Consider the following 16276-nt stretch of genomic DNA (forward strand, 5'->3'; position numbering starts at 1 on the left):
GTGTTTTATTATATATAAATTTTGTTAATTACTTGTATTTAAAGAACTATTGATACGCATCAATAAGTCTTGATAATGAGCCTGAGTAGTGAAATCGCCTGAAGATTGTGCTGCTTTAATTAATTTTTGAATTTGAATCAATTCAGCACGTTTTACTGTTAACATTTCTGCTGTTCTACTCATACCAGAAACATGAACATTACGTAAATTGTTCTCTTCACCAATTCCATGAGCTACACCATGTACAGGACAGAAAACAGGTTTTGCCGCTTGCATGAATTGGTCTACAAAAGATAATTTTTTTGTATTTAGCTTATCCATACTTTTATTGTTCGTTACCAACAAAATATCAATATAGTTTTGTTGTAACATGCGTGCATCGATATCTAAATTTTGCTTTGCAATCGTTTTTGCAAAAATATCCTGACGCAATGTTTTCAAGAATTCCTCAATACTCCAAGCTTGATCACGTCCGAAAAGTAATTCCATTTCCGTCATACGCAATAGCCGTTGATCCTGAAGCAAGTTGTATAACAAACTATATTGGAATTCTCTCTTTAATGTATAGGGTGCATATTCAAATGATCCTACTGGGCTATCTTTCAAAGGAAATGTTTTCGTCATCAACTCCTTGCGGAACAACCATTCGGGCAAGGTGAAAACATGCTCCTTCAAATACGCTAATGCTTCTATTTGGGTCTGACGAGGGACTGGTGCGTAAGCATCTTTACCGTCTCCTAGAACTGGATTATTTAAATAAATACCACCAATATTATTCGAAACATGATCCGCATAAGCATACCATTGTCCGATAACAGCCATGTATAATTTGCCTGCTTTATAGTAGTCCTGACCAGCAATAGTTGTCCAATTAATAATTTGGGGCATTATGCGTTTCAAATTTTTCAAACCATAAGCACCCGCCAGCATCGCATTATCGCCAAGATCCTCGGATTGCGATCTTGGGTCCACTGTATTCTTATGATCCTGTTGTTCTCCATACCAATAGTATGGATTATCTTGTTTCGATTCTATCTCTTTCTTAAGCAAAGGAAGTTCTTCCCAAGCCGTTTTATTCGGATACCAACGGTATGCCCAAGCAATTGCATATTTATCGTATAAACCAATAATTGGGGTAATGGCTTTTACTTGATCTTCGGGTTGCGCCACATAGTTAAAGCGAGCATAATCCATGATAGATGTCGCCGTACCACCCATCTTTTCTGTGAAAGAAGCTGATCGTAGTGAATCTACTGGAAAACTATACGAAGAACCCATATTATGCTTCAATCCTAAGGTATGTCCAATCTCATGTGATGATACAAAGCGGATAGCGTGTGCCATCTTCTCATCTGAAAATACATTACCACGAACGGAGGTATCGATAACACCAGTCTGCACACGCATCCAAGTATTTAACGCCGTCATCACATTATGCCACCAGATGACATCAGCTTCCAAAATTTCACCTGTACGGGGGTCAACTACTGAAGGCCCCATTGCGTTGGCTTGTGGAGAAGCAGCATAGGTAATAGCAGAGGTGTTGGCATCGTCAATATCAAAGTCCATTCTAGCAGGGACTTCTTTTGCAATAATAGCATCTTTAAAACCGGCTTCTTCAAATGCTGTTTGCCAATCGTGCACACCTTCAATAATTTGTTTACGCCATTGCTGTGGTGTCGCTGGATCGATATAGAATACGATTTGTTTTTTAGGAACAACCAATTCTCCTGCTATATAACGTGCCACGTCTTCTTCGCGAGGCTCTAAGCGCCAGCGCGTTACTAATTCTCTTTTTTCAAGTTCTTGTTGTTTATCAGAAAAATACCACCGAGGTGTGGTAAAGTAACCCACTCTTGGATCTGAGAAACGTGGTTTCATTGCTTCTTTTGGTAATTCCAAGATATTACTTGTCACCGTCAAACTGATTGGAATAGATTCGTTTCCTTCCGTTACGCGTGTCGATAATATCGAACGGATTACGACATTATTATCAAAGGATTTCATTTGATCGATAATGGATAGTGCCGTCTTTGGTGAGGTTCCTAATCCAATATTGGTAAATACATCATTGAAACTCTTTTCAGTACCATCAAAGATCTTGTTTACCTTAATGATGACGGAAGATGAGTCTTTATTATACCCTTCGATCTTGAATGATTCGATGAAAGAAGGGGTAAAATTATCAGCCACAGAACGTGCAATAGCATCTTCTATGGGTACTTCGACTTGTGGTTTAATCTCACTTGCCCAAATTTCTTTACGCGCTTTCTTTAAGGAGAAACGAATAACTTTATTTTCATAATTCATTCCCTTATTTAAACCTGCTTCGTTCAAAGCTAAAGGCACAGAAGAAATTTTATTGATCAATAAAAAGTCTTGCTCTAATTTTTCTAGCGGAATTTCAAAGAAGAAATCCTTCTCCTTATTAATAACATTAAAAACACCACTATCAATTTTGGCATTTTTTAAAAACTTGTCATAAACTAATACGGAATCCTTTTTTGTGGAATCAGCAGTAACAACTTTCTTTTTACCTAAGCCTAAAGGACTGAGCAGCTGACAAGAATTGAGAATGAAAATAGAAAAGAAACTTAAGCATGCAAATGCTGAACTTCTTTTGAAATGCAGATTATTCATTTGTAATTATATTATAGGACTAATAGATACAGGGCGGTGAAGATGCCAATATATTATCAATCCAAAAAGCAATTCCGAGTGAAGACGTAAATTTTAGGAGTGAGTCCGCATTATTGATGGAAGAATTAACCCAGGACTATTAAACTTTTGTCTTATATTTATTGACTATCAATTGGTATAGGAGGTAAATAAACCGTAAAGTGAGTTTCAGTCTGCTGTATCTCAAAGCCTTGAACATGATAAAAATCATAGACATGTGCAATCATATGCGTACCATAACCTGCAGAATCCATATCTGATTTTTTTAACAAAACACTATTTTTCACAGCAATTCGACCACCCATTTCAGTGATAACAATCGTCAATGGCTGCATCTTACTGAGTTCATTATGCTTAATCGCATTTTCAATCAAAATCTGCAAACTGAACCTTGGAATACTTAAAGCTAACGCTTCTTGAGAAATAGAGATCTCCAATGGATTGAGCGTATCGACGAAGCGAATTTTTTGCAAGAAGAAATATTCTTCAGCAAGTACTACCTCTTCACGTATGGTCGCTAAACCAGAATCATCGCCACTTAAAAATTTACGGTATACTTTCGCCATTTTTCCAACAAAAACTTTTGCTTGCACTGGATCTTTCCCAATCAACTGCTGCAATGAGCCGAGGGCGTTGAAGAGGAAGTGGGGATCAACTTTACGCTTCAGATTCTCAAAACGTAACAATGCATCTTCTTTTTGATATTCCAGATTTCTAAGACTTAAGCGTTTGGCCTTTCTATTTTGTAGATCCATCAAAAACATACAGAAAAGCATTATCCCTATACCAATTGCTCCAAGGAAAAAACTCACCCTACTTATACTATGCACATCGTCTTGAGTTGTGAGCAAAAGTACATTGACAAAAAACTTATTTTCCGAAAATATCCCTTTAAGCTTATACTCGTTCACAATTACATCAAGAATCAGATATTCAGATAAAATAGTGCTATCTTTTACTGGATAGCTCACAAAATTCTTTTTTTTCTTTTCCCCTACTCTAGCTAAATCAGGATGCATCAAACATATCCCATCTTGATCGTATAATTCGAAATATGCACGCATACCTATTTTCTGATTGGCAACATAGGTATTCAATCGATTCAGATCTAAAATCAATTGAAGTATTCCAGTCCTTGTTTTTATGAAAACCTCCAAGTACTTATCGCTTTGAACTTGAATAAATCTGACAGATTTAAAACCGTTTGAAATTTCACTTGCAACTTGGGTAGGAACGCTCACATTTGGATTCTCATACCATTCAAATTCTTTCGAAAAATACGCACCACTACTCTTCCAGAAGGAGTAGGATAGAATAAATTGACTCACATCACCTTGTTCTATCAATTTATTGATAAAGCCTTGTTGATTCTCATCTGCCGCAATCCCCATCAACTGAAAGGTACGCTCAAAGTCATCAAATTCCTTCTGAACAAGCTGTGCCTTTTCAAGTGATATCTCCTTCAAGAATCGCGTATTAAATTCCTCCAATCGTTGGTCAATCACTCGAAACATGAGCAAATAGACAACTAGAGTACAAATAATCGCTAAACCAAAGATTAGAAAGCGATTGCGTTTAAGAGAAAATAAAGATTGTTGCATATTTTAAGATTAACCGCTCTGCCTGCGGAAAAAAAAACGTTTGAATTAAAATTCAAACGTTTTTATATATCGAAATAGTTTGAAACTATTTGCTTGTCAAGCTTTCTTCAACCAGCTCTTCTACATATTGACGAACAACCTGATTCGAGAATCTGCTTGTAACATCAAATGCGAAAGCATGTACCAATAAGATACGTGCGGCTTCTTCACCGATACCTCTTGCTCTTAGGTAGAAAAGGGCATCGTTGTCAAACTGACCAATGGTACAACCGTGCGAACACTTCACATCATCAGCAAAAATTTCCAATTGAGGTTTTGTGTAAACCGCTGATTTATCAGAAATCAACAAGTTATTATTTTGTTGAAATGCGTTCGTTTTTTGTGCATCTTCACGAACGAAAATCTTTCCGTTAAAAACAGCTGTCGATTCGCCCTGTGTTATGTTTTTATACCATTCGTATGATTCACAATGAGGTTTCATATGATCCACTTCTGTATGGTTATCTACCAATTGCTTATCATCTGTCAAGTTGATACCATATAGGTGACTCTCCACATTTTCAGCATCAAGACGTACATTGATATTATTTCTAATAAATGATGCACCTGGGAAATTACAGTTATAGTTGTTATATAAACTGTACTTCTCTTGATAGATTTCGGTATGATTAAAGTAGTGGCTTACTGAGGCTGCTACTTGCAAATAATAATGTTGCATTTTAGCATTCTCTTTCACAACAATCTCAGAAACTTTATTCTGAATGTTTTTAGCAGCACCATCTGCGGTCATATAAGACTCGATAATCTCTACTTCAGCATTTGCCTCCACAACAATCAAATTACGCGTTTGCGAAAAGAAATCTTCTTGACCTGTCGCAACGTGAATAATATGGATTGGTTTTGACAAGATTGTGTTTTTCGCTAATGCTACAAAAACACCGTTTGTATACCCTGCAGTATTCAATGCTACGAATGGATTCGTTGTTTTGTCTGCATACTGTGCAAAATGAGCTTTAAAAGCAGGCTCTTCCACAGCATCTTCCATAGTTTTAACGATAAGACCGTTCTCCTCTTCCAACGAAGAGAATGAAAGCATGTATTGACCGTTAACTAATACGATGCGGTGTGCATCCAAATTCGGAATTTCACCAGCACTAAAATCTAACCCTTCAATATCCACATCCGAATTCAATACATATGATTGATCGATAAGCTTATGAATATTGGTGTATTTCCACTCTTCATCTTTCACGGTAGGAAAGCCAACTGCAGAAAAGCGATCAAAAGCTTGTTGACGTATTGCCGACAAAAATGTAGGCTCTGTCCCTTGCTCTTGAAAACTGCTCAACACTTGTTGAAGTAATGATTCTGAAACTAATGTATTCATTTTATATTTTAATCAAATCGCTAAAAACCCTATTCCTTAAAAAGATTGGAGTCACTATGCGTTTTGTGCGTCTAATTCTTTTAACCAATCGTAACCTTTTTCTTCCAATTCTAAAGCTAATTCTTTAGGACCGGACTTCACAATACGTCCGTTGTACAATACGTGAACCACATCAGGCACGATATAATCTAAAAGACGTTGGTAGTGTGTGATGACAACAAAAGCATTTCCTTCTGAACGCAATTGATTTACACCATTTGCTACAATACGTAATGCATCAATATCTAGACCTGAATCTGTTTCATCCAAAATTGCTAATTTAGGGTTCAACATCGCCAATTGGAAGATTTCATTACGCTTTTTCTCACCACCTGAGAAGCCTTCATTCAATGAACGATTAGCCAAATTAGCAGAAAACTCCACTAATTGTTGCTTTTCTTTCACCATTTTCAAGAATTCTTTTGCTTCCATTGGAGGCAAACCTTTATATGCGCGAATATCGTTGACAGCTGTCTTCAAAAAGTTAATATTCGATACTCCTGGTATTTCGATTGGGTACTGAAAAGCTAAAAACAAGCCCTCACGAGCGCGATCTTCTGGAGATAACTCCAATAAATCAACATTCTCCAACAAAGCTTCACCTTCTGTCACTTCGTACACATCACGACCGGCTAAAACATTTCCTAAAGTACTTTTTCCAGCACCGTTTGGACCCATGATTGCATGAATCTCACCTGCTTTTACTTCCAGATTTAAACCCTTTAAAATTTGTTTGCCGTCTACAGACGCGTGTAAATTTTTTATACTTAACATTTCTTTATTAGTATTGTGTATTGCATATAGCGCCATCATCTAGCTCCTATCCGCAAAATTTTCTATATCTATCCTACTGAACCTTCTAATGAAATCGCTAACAATTTCTGTGCTTCTACTGCAAACTCCATTGGCAATTGGTTTAACACTTCTTTTGCGTAACCATTGACAATAAGACCTACCGCCTTTTCCGAATCGATACCACGTTGATTTAGATAAAAGACTTGATCCTCTCCGATTTTCGAAGTAGTAGCCTCATGCTCCAAAGTTGCTGTATTATTACGATTCTCGATGTAAGGGAATGTATGCGCACCACAACGGTCTCCAATCAATAGCGAGTCACATTGTGTAAAGTTTCTTGCATTATCGGCATTAGGACCAATTTTCACCAATCCTCTATAGCTATTATGGCTTCTACCTGCAGAAATTCCTTTAGAAATAATTTTTGATTTGGTATTCTTTCCGATGTGAATCATCTTCGTACCCGTATCTGCTACTTGCATATTACGCGTCATCGCTACTGAATAAAACTCACCTACTGAGTTGTCACCTTTTAAGATTACGCCTGGATATTTCCATGTAATTGCAGATCCCGTCTCGACCTGTGTCCATGAGATTTTACTATTATCCCCTTTACAGATACCACGCTTCGTTACGAAGTTGAAAATACCACCTTTACCATCTTTATCACCAGGATACCAGTTTTGTACCGTAGAATATTTTATTTCAGCGTCTTTCTCAGCGATTAATTCAACTACAGCTGCGTGTAATTGATTTTCATCACGCATTGGGGCAGTACAACCTTCCAAATAGGAAACGTAAGCACCTTCTTCAGCTACAATTAATGTACGCTCAAATTGACCTGTATTTTGCGCATTGATACGGAAATATGTTGACAGTTCCATTGGGCAACGAACGCCTTTTGGTATGTAAACAAAAGATCCATCTGAAAACACAGCTGAATTTAATGCGGCATAAATATTATCGGTTTGAGGAACTACTGTTCCCAGATATTTTTTTATTAATTCGGGATACTCTTGAACAGCCTCCCCAAAAGAACAAAAAATCACACCCTGTTCTTTCAATTTTTCACGGAAAGTTGTTTTCACAGACACTGAATCAAATACAGCATCTACGGCTACAACTCCTGCTAAAATTTTCTGTTCATCCAAAGGAATTCCTAGTTTCGCAAAAGTAGACAACAATTCAGGGTCTACCTCGTCCAAACTATTTAATTGCGGCTTTGCCTTCGGCGCCGCATAATATGAAATGCCTTGAAAATCAACCTCAGGTGTTTCAAAATTTTGCCATTTAGGCATTTTTAGGGTCTGAAAATGACGGAATGCTTTCAATCTCCACTCCAATAACCATTCAGGTTCGTTCTTCTTAGCTGAAATAAAACGCACGGTGTCTTCTGTAAGACCAATCGGCGCAAATTCCATTTCGATGTCTGTTGTGAACCCGTATTTATATTCCTCGAGCTCCAGCTCTTTTAGTAAATCGTCGTCTTTAGTACTCATAGTTCGCTCTCACGGTTTAAAAAATTGCACATAGGTAAAACCCACAATCTTCTGAGCTACAAAGTTACGATTTACAAGCCAATAAATCGTTACTTTTAGCAGTTACAACGCTCATTTTGATGAAAAAAGTGACAAAAGTCACTTTCTAGGCGCTCTAGGCTTTACCTACTGCTCTTTTTTTACAAACAAATGATTCGACATAGTAAAAATCTATATTATCAAATGACATATATCAATTAATACTATATGTAAAATTAAAAATCAAAATCACACTACAACACCAAATTAAATTTGGAACAATTCCGTATATTTACAGGATATCACCAAATCAATCTTATAAATATGCCTTTTTTACCAGATAAAACAGATTTAAAAATCTTAAAGCTATTACAAGAGAATGGCCGAATCACAAACTTGCAATTAGCATCTAGCATAGGGCTTTCTCCTGCTCCAACATTGGAACGTGTTAGAAAACTTGAAAACTCGGGATTTATCAAAAGCTATCATGCCTTTGTTGATGAAGAAAAATTGGGATTGGGTATTAAATCATTCATCCAAATCTCCTTGGATTTCCATACACACAATGCTATTCCTGAATTTGTAGCTGCTGTCAAGATGATTCCAGAAGTTACAGAATGTCATCACGTTACTGGGAGTTGCGATTTTATGCTGAAGGTCTATGTCAAGGATATTAAAGCATACGAGACTGTGATTATGGAAAAAATCGCTAAAATTCCTTTCGTAAAAACTTTTCAGACCATGATGATCATGTCTACGAGTAAGAAGGAGCCTATTATTCCATTGGAATATTAAGAAAATCTAATACCAAAATTTTTTTATTCATACACGTTATATCGGGTCATATTGTCATTTATTTGGTGCAAGTTCAATTGTGTTCTCTATTTTCAAGATTATCTTGCAGCTTAATCAGCGACAATAAATCAATATTCAAAATTATATTTAGCAGTAAAATTACCACGTTTAAAGGTTTTAAGGCCTTCAATATAAAACAAGATGAGATAGCTATTACTCATCTTGTTAATCCTCATGCACATCCATCATTCATACAAGAGGCTTTATTTAAATTAACCGGTCTCAATTCTCCTTAATAACCACGACTAAAACCCTAACTTTTACTTTCCCTCCTCAGATGATCCAATATTAAATATTGCGTCCAACCAAACGATAAAATAATCAATTCATAAAATGACATCATAACCTAAAGTATATAACTGCACTTTGGGAGTTGGATATGGTAAAAAAGTCAATAAATTAAATTTTATTATCTTTACCAACCCATTATGACAAATAATACCGTATCATATCATGATTTTGCTTTCATCCTCTCTTGGCCTGATGCCACGATAAGGGGAGATGAGAAATGGATGATGTTTTTCAAAAAAATAGGGATTGTTAAAAATCTGAATTTCAAAGTTGGACATACCGGAATTGTCCTTGTCTCTGCTCAGACAGGAGAATTATTATATTATGATTTTGGTCGATACATTTCACCTCGAGGATACGGCAGAACTAGATCAAAGGAATCAGACCCACTGTTGAATATTCAGATAAAAGCGACCTTCAATGGCGATAACATTTCAAATGTAGCAGCAATTGCGTCTCACTTTGAAACTATGAAGATGGCTATGCAAGGAAGTGGGGAGCTGTACTTTTCTATTGTAAAGGGACTTAATTTCACACAAGCAAAAACATTTGCCGACAAGTGGGTCGAAATCGGATCATATCCTTATGGCGCAGTTGCGAAAGGCAACAATAACTGTTCGCGTTTCATTACACGATTACTTTTTGCTGCTTCTAAAGAATTTCACTGGTCGCACCCGATTAATTTCCCCGAAACGATAAAGGCGAGTCCTATTAGTAACATTGTCAACTCGGCAGAAAACAAGATGATTTACAGCTACTCGTCGCAATACGGTTTACAAAAATTCCGGATGTCACGTGTACAGTCTCTGCTATTTCTGATTAAAAAGCTAAGCGAGAATGTCTACAGCAAACAAGCTGCTTTACTACCAGAAGACATTAGTATAGGCGGCATGCTTCATAAGCATAAACCAATCGATATACCTGAAAGCGCACAATACTTGGGAGGTGTGGGCGAAGGTGCATGGTTTGACTTTACCCTTCTTAAAAGCAATCAGCTATTGATTCAAAGATTTACAATTACCGGGATTCTTGAATATGCTATTATTGGTGAAGCTGAAGAAAAGTTAATGTCTACAGCAAACATAAAAATCACTTACGACAGTCACCTTTTAGTCACCCATATCTTACAAAATGAAAAGAAGATAAAAATTAGACATCTACAACACATTTCTATGCCCGAACTAGAATCATTACTCAAAGAAGAACTGATTGCCTAAACCAATTTCCAATCTATTGGCTTCTCTCCATGTTTTTCTAAAAAATAATTAGCCTGTGAAAAGTGTCTTGATCCAAAGAAACCACGATAAACAGATAGTGGTGAAGGATGTACGGTCTTTAAAATTAGATGCTTATTGGAATCGATTAAGTTTGCTTTTTTCTGCGCATAAGCTCCCCACAACATAAATACAAGCGCTTCTTTTTCATCTGAAATCTTTTGAATAACCTGATCGGTAAACTTTTCCCATCCTTTTTTCTGATGAGAGCCTGCCAAATGGGCATTAACGGTTAAGGTCGCGTTTAACAAGAGTACGCCTTGCTTGGCCCAATAAGATAAATCGCCTGATGGCGGTATCTTAAAATCTGGAATATCTGTTTCCAATTCTTTGAATATATTTTTCAACGACGGTGGTAAGGGGATTCCTTTAGGAACTGAAAATGATAAACCATGCGCTTGCCCGTCATTATGATAGGGATCTTGGCCTAATATCACGACTTTCAAAGCGCCAAAGGTGGTGAATTTAAAAGCATTGAATACATCTTCTTTAGGAGGAAACACAAGTCCATTGTCCCTTGCTTGCTGCACAAAAAAAGTAAGTTCAACCATATCAGGCTGATCTAAAAGCGGTTCCAAAATAGGCTCCCAAGATTTATCAAAACGTTTTTCCATATCTTAAACTTAGACAAAGTTGTTTTATTAACAATTCTATTTGTTCCATAATTAAACAGATTTCTCTATCTCTCCTCTCGCAACAAGAAATGATTTTTAGAGGAAATATACAATTTTACAAAATAACAACTAAACAAGTTGCTTTAGCGCACAATTTAACGGATATTTGCAAAATTAAACTCGGTATACATTTACATTAAATATAGACTTATGTCAAATCTTGTAAGAATTATTATTAGCAGTGTGCTATTGATCGGAACTGTCGCCTTATTTTGGATTGGTCAATGGGGATGGGGTATTTTAGGGATATTCTTGACAATAATCGGATTTGTCACCGTATTCTTCCATGAATATATGCTATTGGCGCAATGGTTTCTGCGCAAGCAAGATATGCCAAAGGCAGAAAAATGGTTAAATAAGATCACTAACTATGAAAAACAATTGATTCCAGCACAATATGGTTACTACAACATGCTGATTGGATTGATCGAATCGCAACGTGCTCCAATGCAGGCTGAAAAATATTTCAAAAAAGCGTTAACTTTAGGTCTACATATGGACCACAACATCGCTTTAGCTAAACTAAGCTTAGCGGGTATCGCTATGGCAAAACGTAACAAACGAGAAGCAGAGAAATATTTGCAGGAGGCTAAAAAAGCAGATAAGAGTAAATTGTTATCTGATCAAATCAAAATGATGAAAGATCAAATGGGCATGATGGATCGCCAACAGATTCGTTATAGCAGATAATAACCATACTGGTAACGCGTATTAAACGGCTGTTCAATTACAATTGAACAGCCGTCTCTATATAATGTCCTTCCTCTTCACTATCTTCAAATACAACAAGCAATTCTTTTGGTTTTCCTTTTACCCAATTGAAAACAACAACCTTCATAAGAACGGGTTCATCCATTTTCATGAAGTAATTCATGTAATTTTGTTTATCTTCCAATTTCACCAAAACATTTCCCAATCCTATTGTTCCAAAAAAATGCTTTTCTCCCTTGATGTCAACAGCCTGTATACCGTATGTATTCATTTTCAATTCACGTCCTCCTTTTGTATAAGAGGTTAAAAATAATTCGATTGAAATTGTTTTCTTTTTAGCATCGACTTGCACACTTTTAACATCAATTTGAATATCATCAACAATTAAAGGTTCCTTTTCTATTTTATCGGACTGTGCATACGAAAATTGTCCCAAGAACAGCAACATGCAAATTGTGGTGAAGTATTTTATAAGAGTTTTCATTTTTTAAAATTAAAAAAAGCTATGTCCTATAGGCATAGCTTTTTAAATAAAATTATCTATTCTAATTAACGTAATCGATCGGCAGATTTTATTAATTTCTCATCTTTACGAATAGCACCTAAAGCTAACGATAAAAAGATAATGGAAATAGGCAGTAAGAAGAAGCCTACACCTATAGTCGCTGCTCCTAAAAACTGATTCACTGTCACTAAGTGACCACTAGCACTTGAATATAACCATACCGCAAATAATATGATCAATACAACATTGAGTAAAATCAATTTAATTTGAGTCTTACGATTCTTAAACTTAAAAATTGTAAAAATTGGCAATAAGCCAATAACTACCGTTGCTATTATCTGTAAGATGTATGAAATACCGGTCTCATGTGTAGGCAAGCCTGCTGAAGTGCCATAAACACCGGTTACCTTAACATCTTTTCCAAGACCGACTAAATCATTATAATGCACATATGGGAATAAAAACAAACCAAACAAAACAAGTCCGGCCACGAGCAAATAAATAGTTTGAATACGTTGAATCATTTTTTATAAATTGATAGTTACAAATATACTATTATTTTAGAACCGACAAATTGACGATTACCTAAAGCTTCCCTCAAATTAACAATTAATTCCAACATTTGATTGCCGAATTTTTACTTTTGCAACATGTTATATATTTATGGCGCTACAGCACACGCTAAAGTTGCTGTCGAAACTGCAGAAGAACTTCAAATCGAGATTGCAGGACTTATAGATAAATCCTTACTAATCGGCGATGTTTTTGATTATCCGGTTACACTTCATCATGAGTCAAAAGATGAAAATGAAGTTTTTTTTATTGCGGTGCACGATTCAGGTTTACGTCAACGCATCGTGTCGGATAATCATAGTTGGGATTACATTTCGCTCATACATCCAAACGCCTATGTTTCTAAAAGAGCAGAGATAGGTCATGGTACCATTATCTTACCCGGTGCCTCAATAGCTCCAGACGTACAGATCGGCAATCACTGCATCATCAGCAGCAATGCTGTTATTGCCAGTAATACAATCATTGAAGATTTCGTCACGATAGGGCCCAATAGTAGTATTGGAAGTCATGTGTTGATCGGGAAAGGTTCTGAAATAAGTGGGAACATCTGCATACCTGCTGAAGAAACTATTATGAAAGATAGCTTTATCGAAGCAACTTTTACCTTATAAAATCCTAAAATCACAACAGCCATCTCCTTTAATAAGAGATGGCTGTTAAGGATATGAATCAAACTTATATTTATTATTATATTCCGGCAGAGTGAAACTGCAAATCATACAGTTTTTTATAGTACCCATCGATATTGAGCAATTCATGATGTGTTCCTATCTCCATGATCTCTCCCTTTTCTAATACAATGATCTTGTTGGCTTTTTGAATAGTCGATAGCCTATGAGCAATTACGATGGCTGTTCTGCCTACCATCAAATTGTCAATAGCATGCTGTATAAGCTCTTCTGTTTCAGTATCAACAGAAGACGTAGCTTCGTCCAAAACCAAAATACGAGGATCGTGTACTAACGCACGTATAAATGAAATCAGTTGTGCCTGACCTGAAGATAAAGTAGCTCCTCGCTCCTGCACCTGATAATCGTATCCACCTGGTAATCGCATGATAAAATCGTGTGCACCAACTTGCTTAGCTGCAGCAACAATGGATTCTCTAGTAATCTGCTCATCATGAAGATCAATATTATGCAAGATAGAGTCTGAGAATAGAAACACATCTTGGAGCACCGTTGCTATTGTTTTCCGAAGATAGTTTAGATCATATTCTCGAATATCGATACCATCTAACAAGATTTGTCCCTTATTGATTTCATAAAAGCGACTCAAGATGTTAATCGTTGAAGATTTCCCCGCGCCAGTAGCCCCTACTAGGGCTAATGTTTCTCCTGGAGCAACTTTAAAGCTCACATTACGTAACACCCAACTTTCATCATTATAAGCAAACCAAACGTTTTTAAATTCAATCTCACCACGAATATGATGAGGCTGTAATGTGCCAGCATCTGGTGTGTGCTCATCGGTATCTAGTACCTCAAAAATACGTTCTGCACTCACCATCCCCATCTGCAACGTATTAAATTTATCGATCAGTTCTCGAACTGGTCGAAAAATCATATTGATATACATGATAAAGGCCACTACCACACCTGGTGAGATGACATCTCCCAAAATCTGCTTAGACCCAAACCACACCAATAAACCTAATGAAATGGCCATGATGATTTCCAACACCGGGAAAAAGATAGAAAAATACCAATTGGCACGAATATGTGCATTCCGATGGTGCCCATTGATTTCTTTAAATTTTTCCATTTCCTGCTCTTCACGGGCAAAGTATTTGATAATCCCCATACCAGAGATATGTTCTTGTAGGAAGGTATTCAAATTAGAAACCCATTTACGCACATCTTGAAAGGCAGATTTCATAGCTTCCTTAAAGATATAAGTTGCAGCGACCATGAGTGGCATTGGAATTAAGACTATTAAAGTCAATCTCCAATCGGTATAAAACATCACTGCCAGGATAACGACCAACTGTAATAGATCGCCTATAATTTGAATCAAGCCTTCTGAAAAGATATTGGATATCGTTTCCAAGTCAGAAATGGTCCGTGTAATCAATTTTCCTAAGGGAGTCTGGTCAAAGTACTTTAATCGTAAGCGTGTGATGTGATTAAAAACCTCTATACGAATATCGCGAATGACCGATTGCCCCAGCGTATTCGTCATTAAAGTATGATAATAGCGTACGGAGGTCTGTACAATAAGCAACACAATCATCAGGATAAACATATAACTCAGTCCTGATGTATTGAATTGTAAAATATATTTATCCAAGGTATATTGGATTAATATAGGCAATGCTGGCGCTACGGCCGCCAGTAAGATGGTCAATACAACGGATATCCAAAATATTCGCCCATAGGGCTTCATATACTTGACCATCCGACGCAACAAATTCACATCATATGTTTTTCCTACTATTTTCTCTTGACTCACTTTTTTTAGTTTACAGGGTAAGGATAGGCCACTTCCGTCAAATATAAGCCATGAGCAGGAACTGAAGTCCCGGCCATAGAGCGATTTTGACTCGCAATGACTTCTTCCATAAATGAAATAGATTTACCTTTTATTCCGATTTCTAATAATGTCCCCACGATCGCACGGACCATATTACGTAAGAATCGGTCAGCTGTGATGTGGAAGACGAGCTTACCTGTGTCTTCCCAGACCCATTCAGCCTTTGCTATCGTACAAATATTGGTAAAAACTTGCGTATTCGATTTACTAAAACAACTAAAATCCTGTGTTCCTAACAAGAACTCTGCCGCCTTATTCATTTTTTCAACATCAGGTATATCCCTTAAAAATGAAGAATAAGCATATGTAAAAGGATCTTTATCAAAATGAAGATGATATTCATAGGAGCGACGTACTGCATCGAAACGTGCATGCGCATCCGCATGTACGTCCATTACGGACTTCACTGCTATATCGAAGGGCAATAAACCATTCAAAGCATAAAGAAAACGTTCAGGCTTAGCCAGAATCCCAGTTGGATCCGCATCAAAATGAACGAACAATTGCTTGGCATGTACACCCGCATCTGTTCTTCCAGCCCCGATGGTTTCAGTCGGCACACGCAATAGAATTGCTAGAGCATCATTCAATCGCTCTTGAACAGAAATGGCATTATTTTGAACCTGCCAACCATGGTAATTTTTCCCAAAATAAGCTACCTCTATAAAAAATCTACATTTCTCCATTTTCAAGGACAAAGGTATGAATTAGCAATAAGATACAAGAATACTGAAGGTATATAACTGTCGTAATAAACTCATAAAATGACAGTGGGCATATATTTCACAAAACAATTTATTAGCTAAATATCAGCACTTTAATAAAAAATAAAATAATTTC

At 36.7% G+C, this 16276-nt stretch carries 14 protein-coding genes; 4 read left to right on the forward strand and 10 right to left on the reverse strand.

Features of this window, described 5'->3' with window-relative positions:
* Nucleotides 1-24 precede the first annotated feature (24 nt).
* The 5 genes from KO02_RS20395 to sufB all read right to left on the reverse strand — a co-directional run bounded on the left by KO02_RS20395 (nt 25) and on the right by sufB (nt 8000).
* Complete coding sequence (locus KO02_RS20395; protein WP_081918442.1) at nt 25-2640, reverse strand: zinc-dependent metalloprotease; 2616 nt, start codon at nt 2638-2640, stop codon at nt 25-27.
* Between the two features lie 158 nt (nt 2641-2798).
* Nucleotides 2799-4280: a sensor histidine kinase gene (locus KO02_RS20400; RefSeq protein ID WP_081918443.1), complete on the reverse strand. Its 1482-nt coding sequence runs from the start codon at nt 4278-4280 to the stop codon at nt 2799-2801.
* 85 nt (nt 4281-4365) lie between these two features.
* A complete protein-coding gene (gene sufD, locus KO02_RS20405; protein ID WP_038701291.1) occupies nt 4366-5667 on the reverse strand; it encodes a Fe-S cluster assembly protein SufD in 1302 nt (433 codons plus the stop codon).
* A gap of 54 nt (nt 5668-5721) precedes the next feature.
* Complete coding sequence (sufC, locus tag KO02_RS20410) at nt 5722-6480, reverse strand: Fe-S cluster assembly ATPase SufC (RefSeq protein WP_038703097.1); 759 nt, start codon at nt 6478-6480, stop codon at nt 5722-5724.
* A gap of 68 nt (nt 6481-6548) precedes the next feature.
* Nucleotides 6549-8000, reverse strand: a complete 1452-nt coding sequence (gene sufB / locus KO02_RS20415; protein WP_038701293.1) for a Fe-S cluster assembly protein SufB — start codon at nt 7998-8000, stop codon at nt 6549-6551.
* Between the two features lie 342 nt (nt 8001-8342).
* On the opposite strand from sufB, the gene KO02_RS20420 reads away from it, so the two are divergent.
* Both KO02_RS20420 and KO02_RS20425 read left to right on the forward strand, forming a co-directional pair.
* A complete protein-coding gene (locus KO02_RS20420) occupies nt 8343-8813 on the forward strand; it encodes an Lrp/AsnC family transcriptional regulator (protein WP_038701295.1) in 471 nt (156 codons plus the stop codon).
* Between the two features lie 488 nt (nt 8814-9301).
* Nucleotides 9302-10381, forward strand: coding sequence for a DUF6695 family protein (locus KO02_RS20425; RefSeq protein WP_038701297.1), 1080 nt, complete (start codon nt 9302-9304; stop codon nt 10379-10381).
* Here KO02_RS20425 and ung read toward each other — a convergent pair.
* Entirely contained in the window at nt 10378-11052 is a 675-nt protein-coding gene (ung, locus tag KO02_RS20430) for a uracil-DNA glycosylase (protein ID WP_038701299.1), read from the reverse strand. The two genes, KO02_RS20425 and ung, sit on opposite strands and share 4 nt — an antisense overlap.
* 210 nt (nt 11053-11262) lie before the next feature.
* On the opposite strand from ung, the gene KO02_RS20435 reads away from it, so the two are divergent.
* Complete coding sequence (locus KO02_RS20435) at nt 11263-11802, forward strand: tetratricopeptide repeat protein (protein ID WP_038701301.1); 540 nt, start codon at nt 11263-11265, stop codon at nt 11800-11802.
* Nucleotides 11803-11839: 37 nt separating this feature from the next.
* On the opposite strand, the gene KO02_RS20440 is transcribed toward KO02_RS20435, so the two are convergent.
* A complete protein-coding gene (locus tag KO02_RS20440; RefSeq protein ID WP_144243364.1) occupies nt 11840-12307 on the reverse strand; it encodes a hypothetical protein in 468 nt (155 codons plus the stop codon).
* A gap of 65 nt (nt 12308-12372) precedes the next feature.
* Entirely contained in the window at nt 12373-12852 is a 480-nt protein-coding gene (locus KO02_RS20445; protein ID WP_038701305.1) for a DUF4293 domain-containing protein, read from the reverse strand.
* 126 nt (nt 12853-12978) lie between these two features.
* Between KO02_RS20445 and KO02_RS20450 the strand changes: the two genes are divergently transcribed.
* On the forward strand, nt 12979-13515 hold the full coding sequence (locus KO02_RS20450) for a hypothetical protein (protein WP_051960109.1): 537 nt from the start codon (nt 12979-12981) through the stop codon (nt 13513-13515).
* A 76-nt stretch (nt 13516-13591) separates the two neighbouring features.
* On the opposite strand, the gene KO02_RS20455 is transcribed toward KO02_RS20450, so the two are convergent.
* Together KO02_RS20455 and truA are read right to left on the reverse strand one after the other, a co-directional pair.
* A complete protein-coding gene (locus tag KO02_RS20455; RefSeq protein ID WP_038701308.1) occupies nt 13592-15355 on the reverse strand; it encodes an ABC transporter ATP-binding protein in 1764 nt (587 codons plus the stop codon).
* A gap of 5 nt (nt 15356-15360) precedes the next feature.
* Nucleotides 15361-16122: a tRNA pseudouridine(38-40) synthase TruA gene (truA, locus tag KO02_RS20460; RefSeq protein WP_200878575.1), complete on the reverse strand. Its 762-nt coding sequence runs from the start codon at nt 16120-16122 to the stop codon at nt 15361-15363.
* Nucleotides 16123-16276: the final 154 nt, after the last annotated feature.

Origin of the sequence: Sphingobacterium sp. ML3W (genome assembly GCF_000747525.1) — a bacterium.
In the GTDB taxonomy this organism is placed as follows: Bacteria; Bacteroidota; Bacteroidia; order Sphingobacteriales; family Sphingobacteriaceae; genus Sphingobacterium.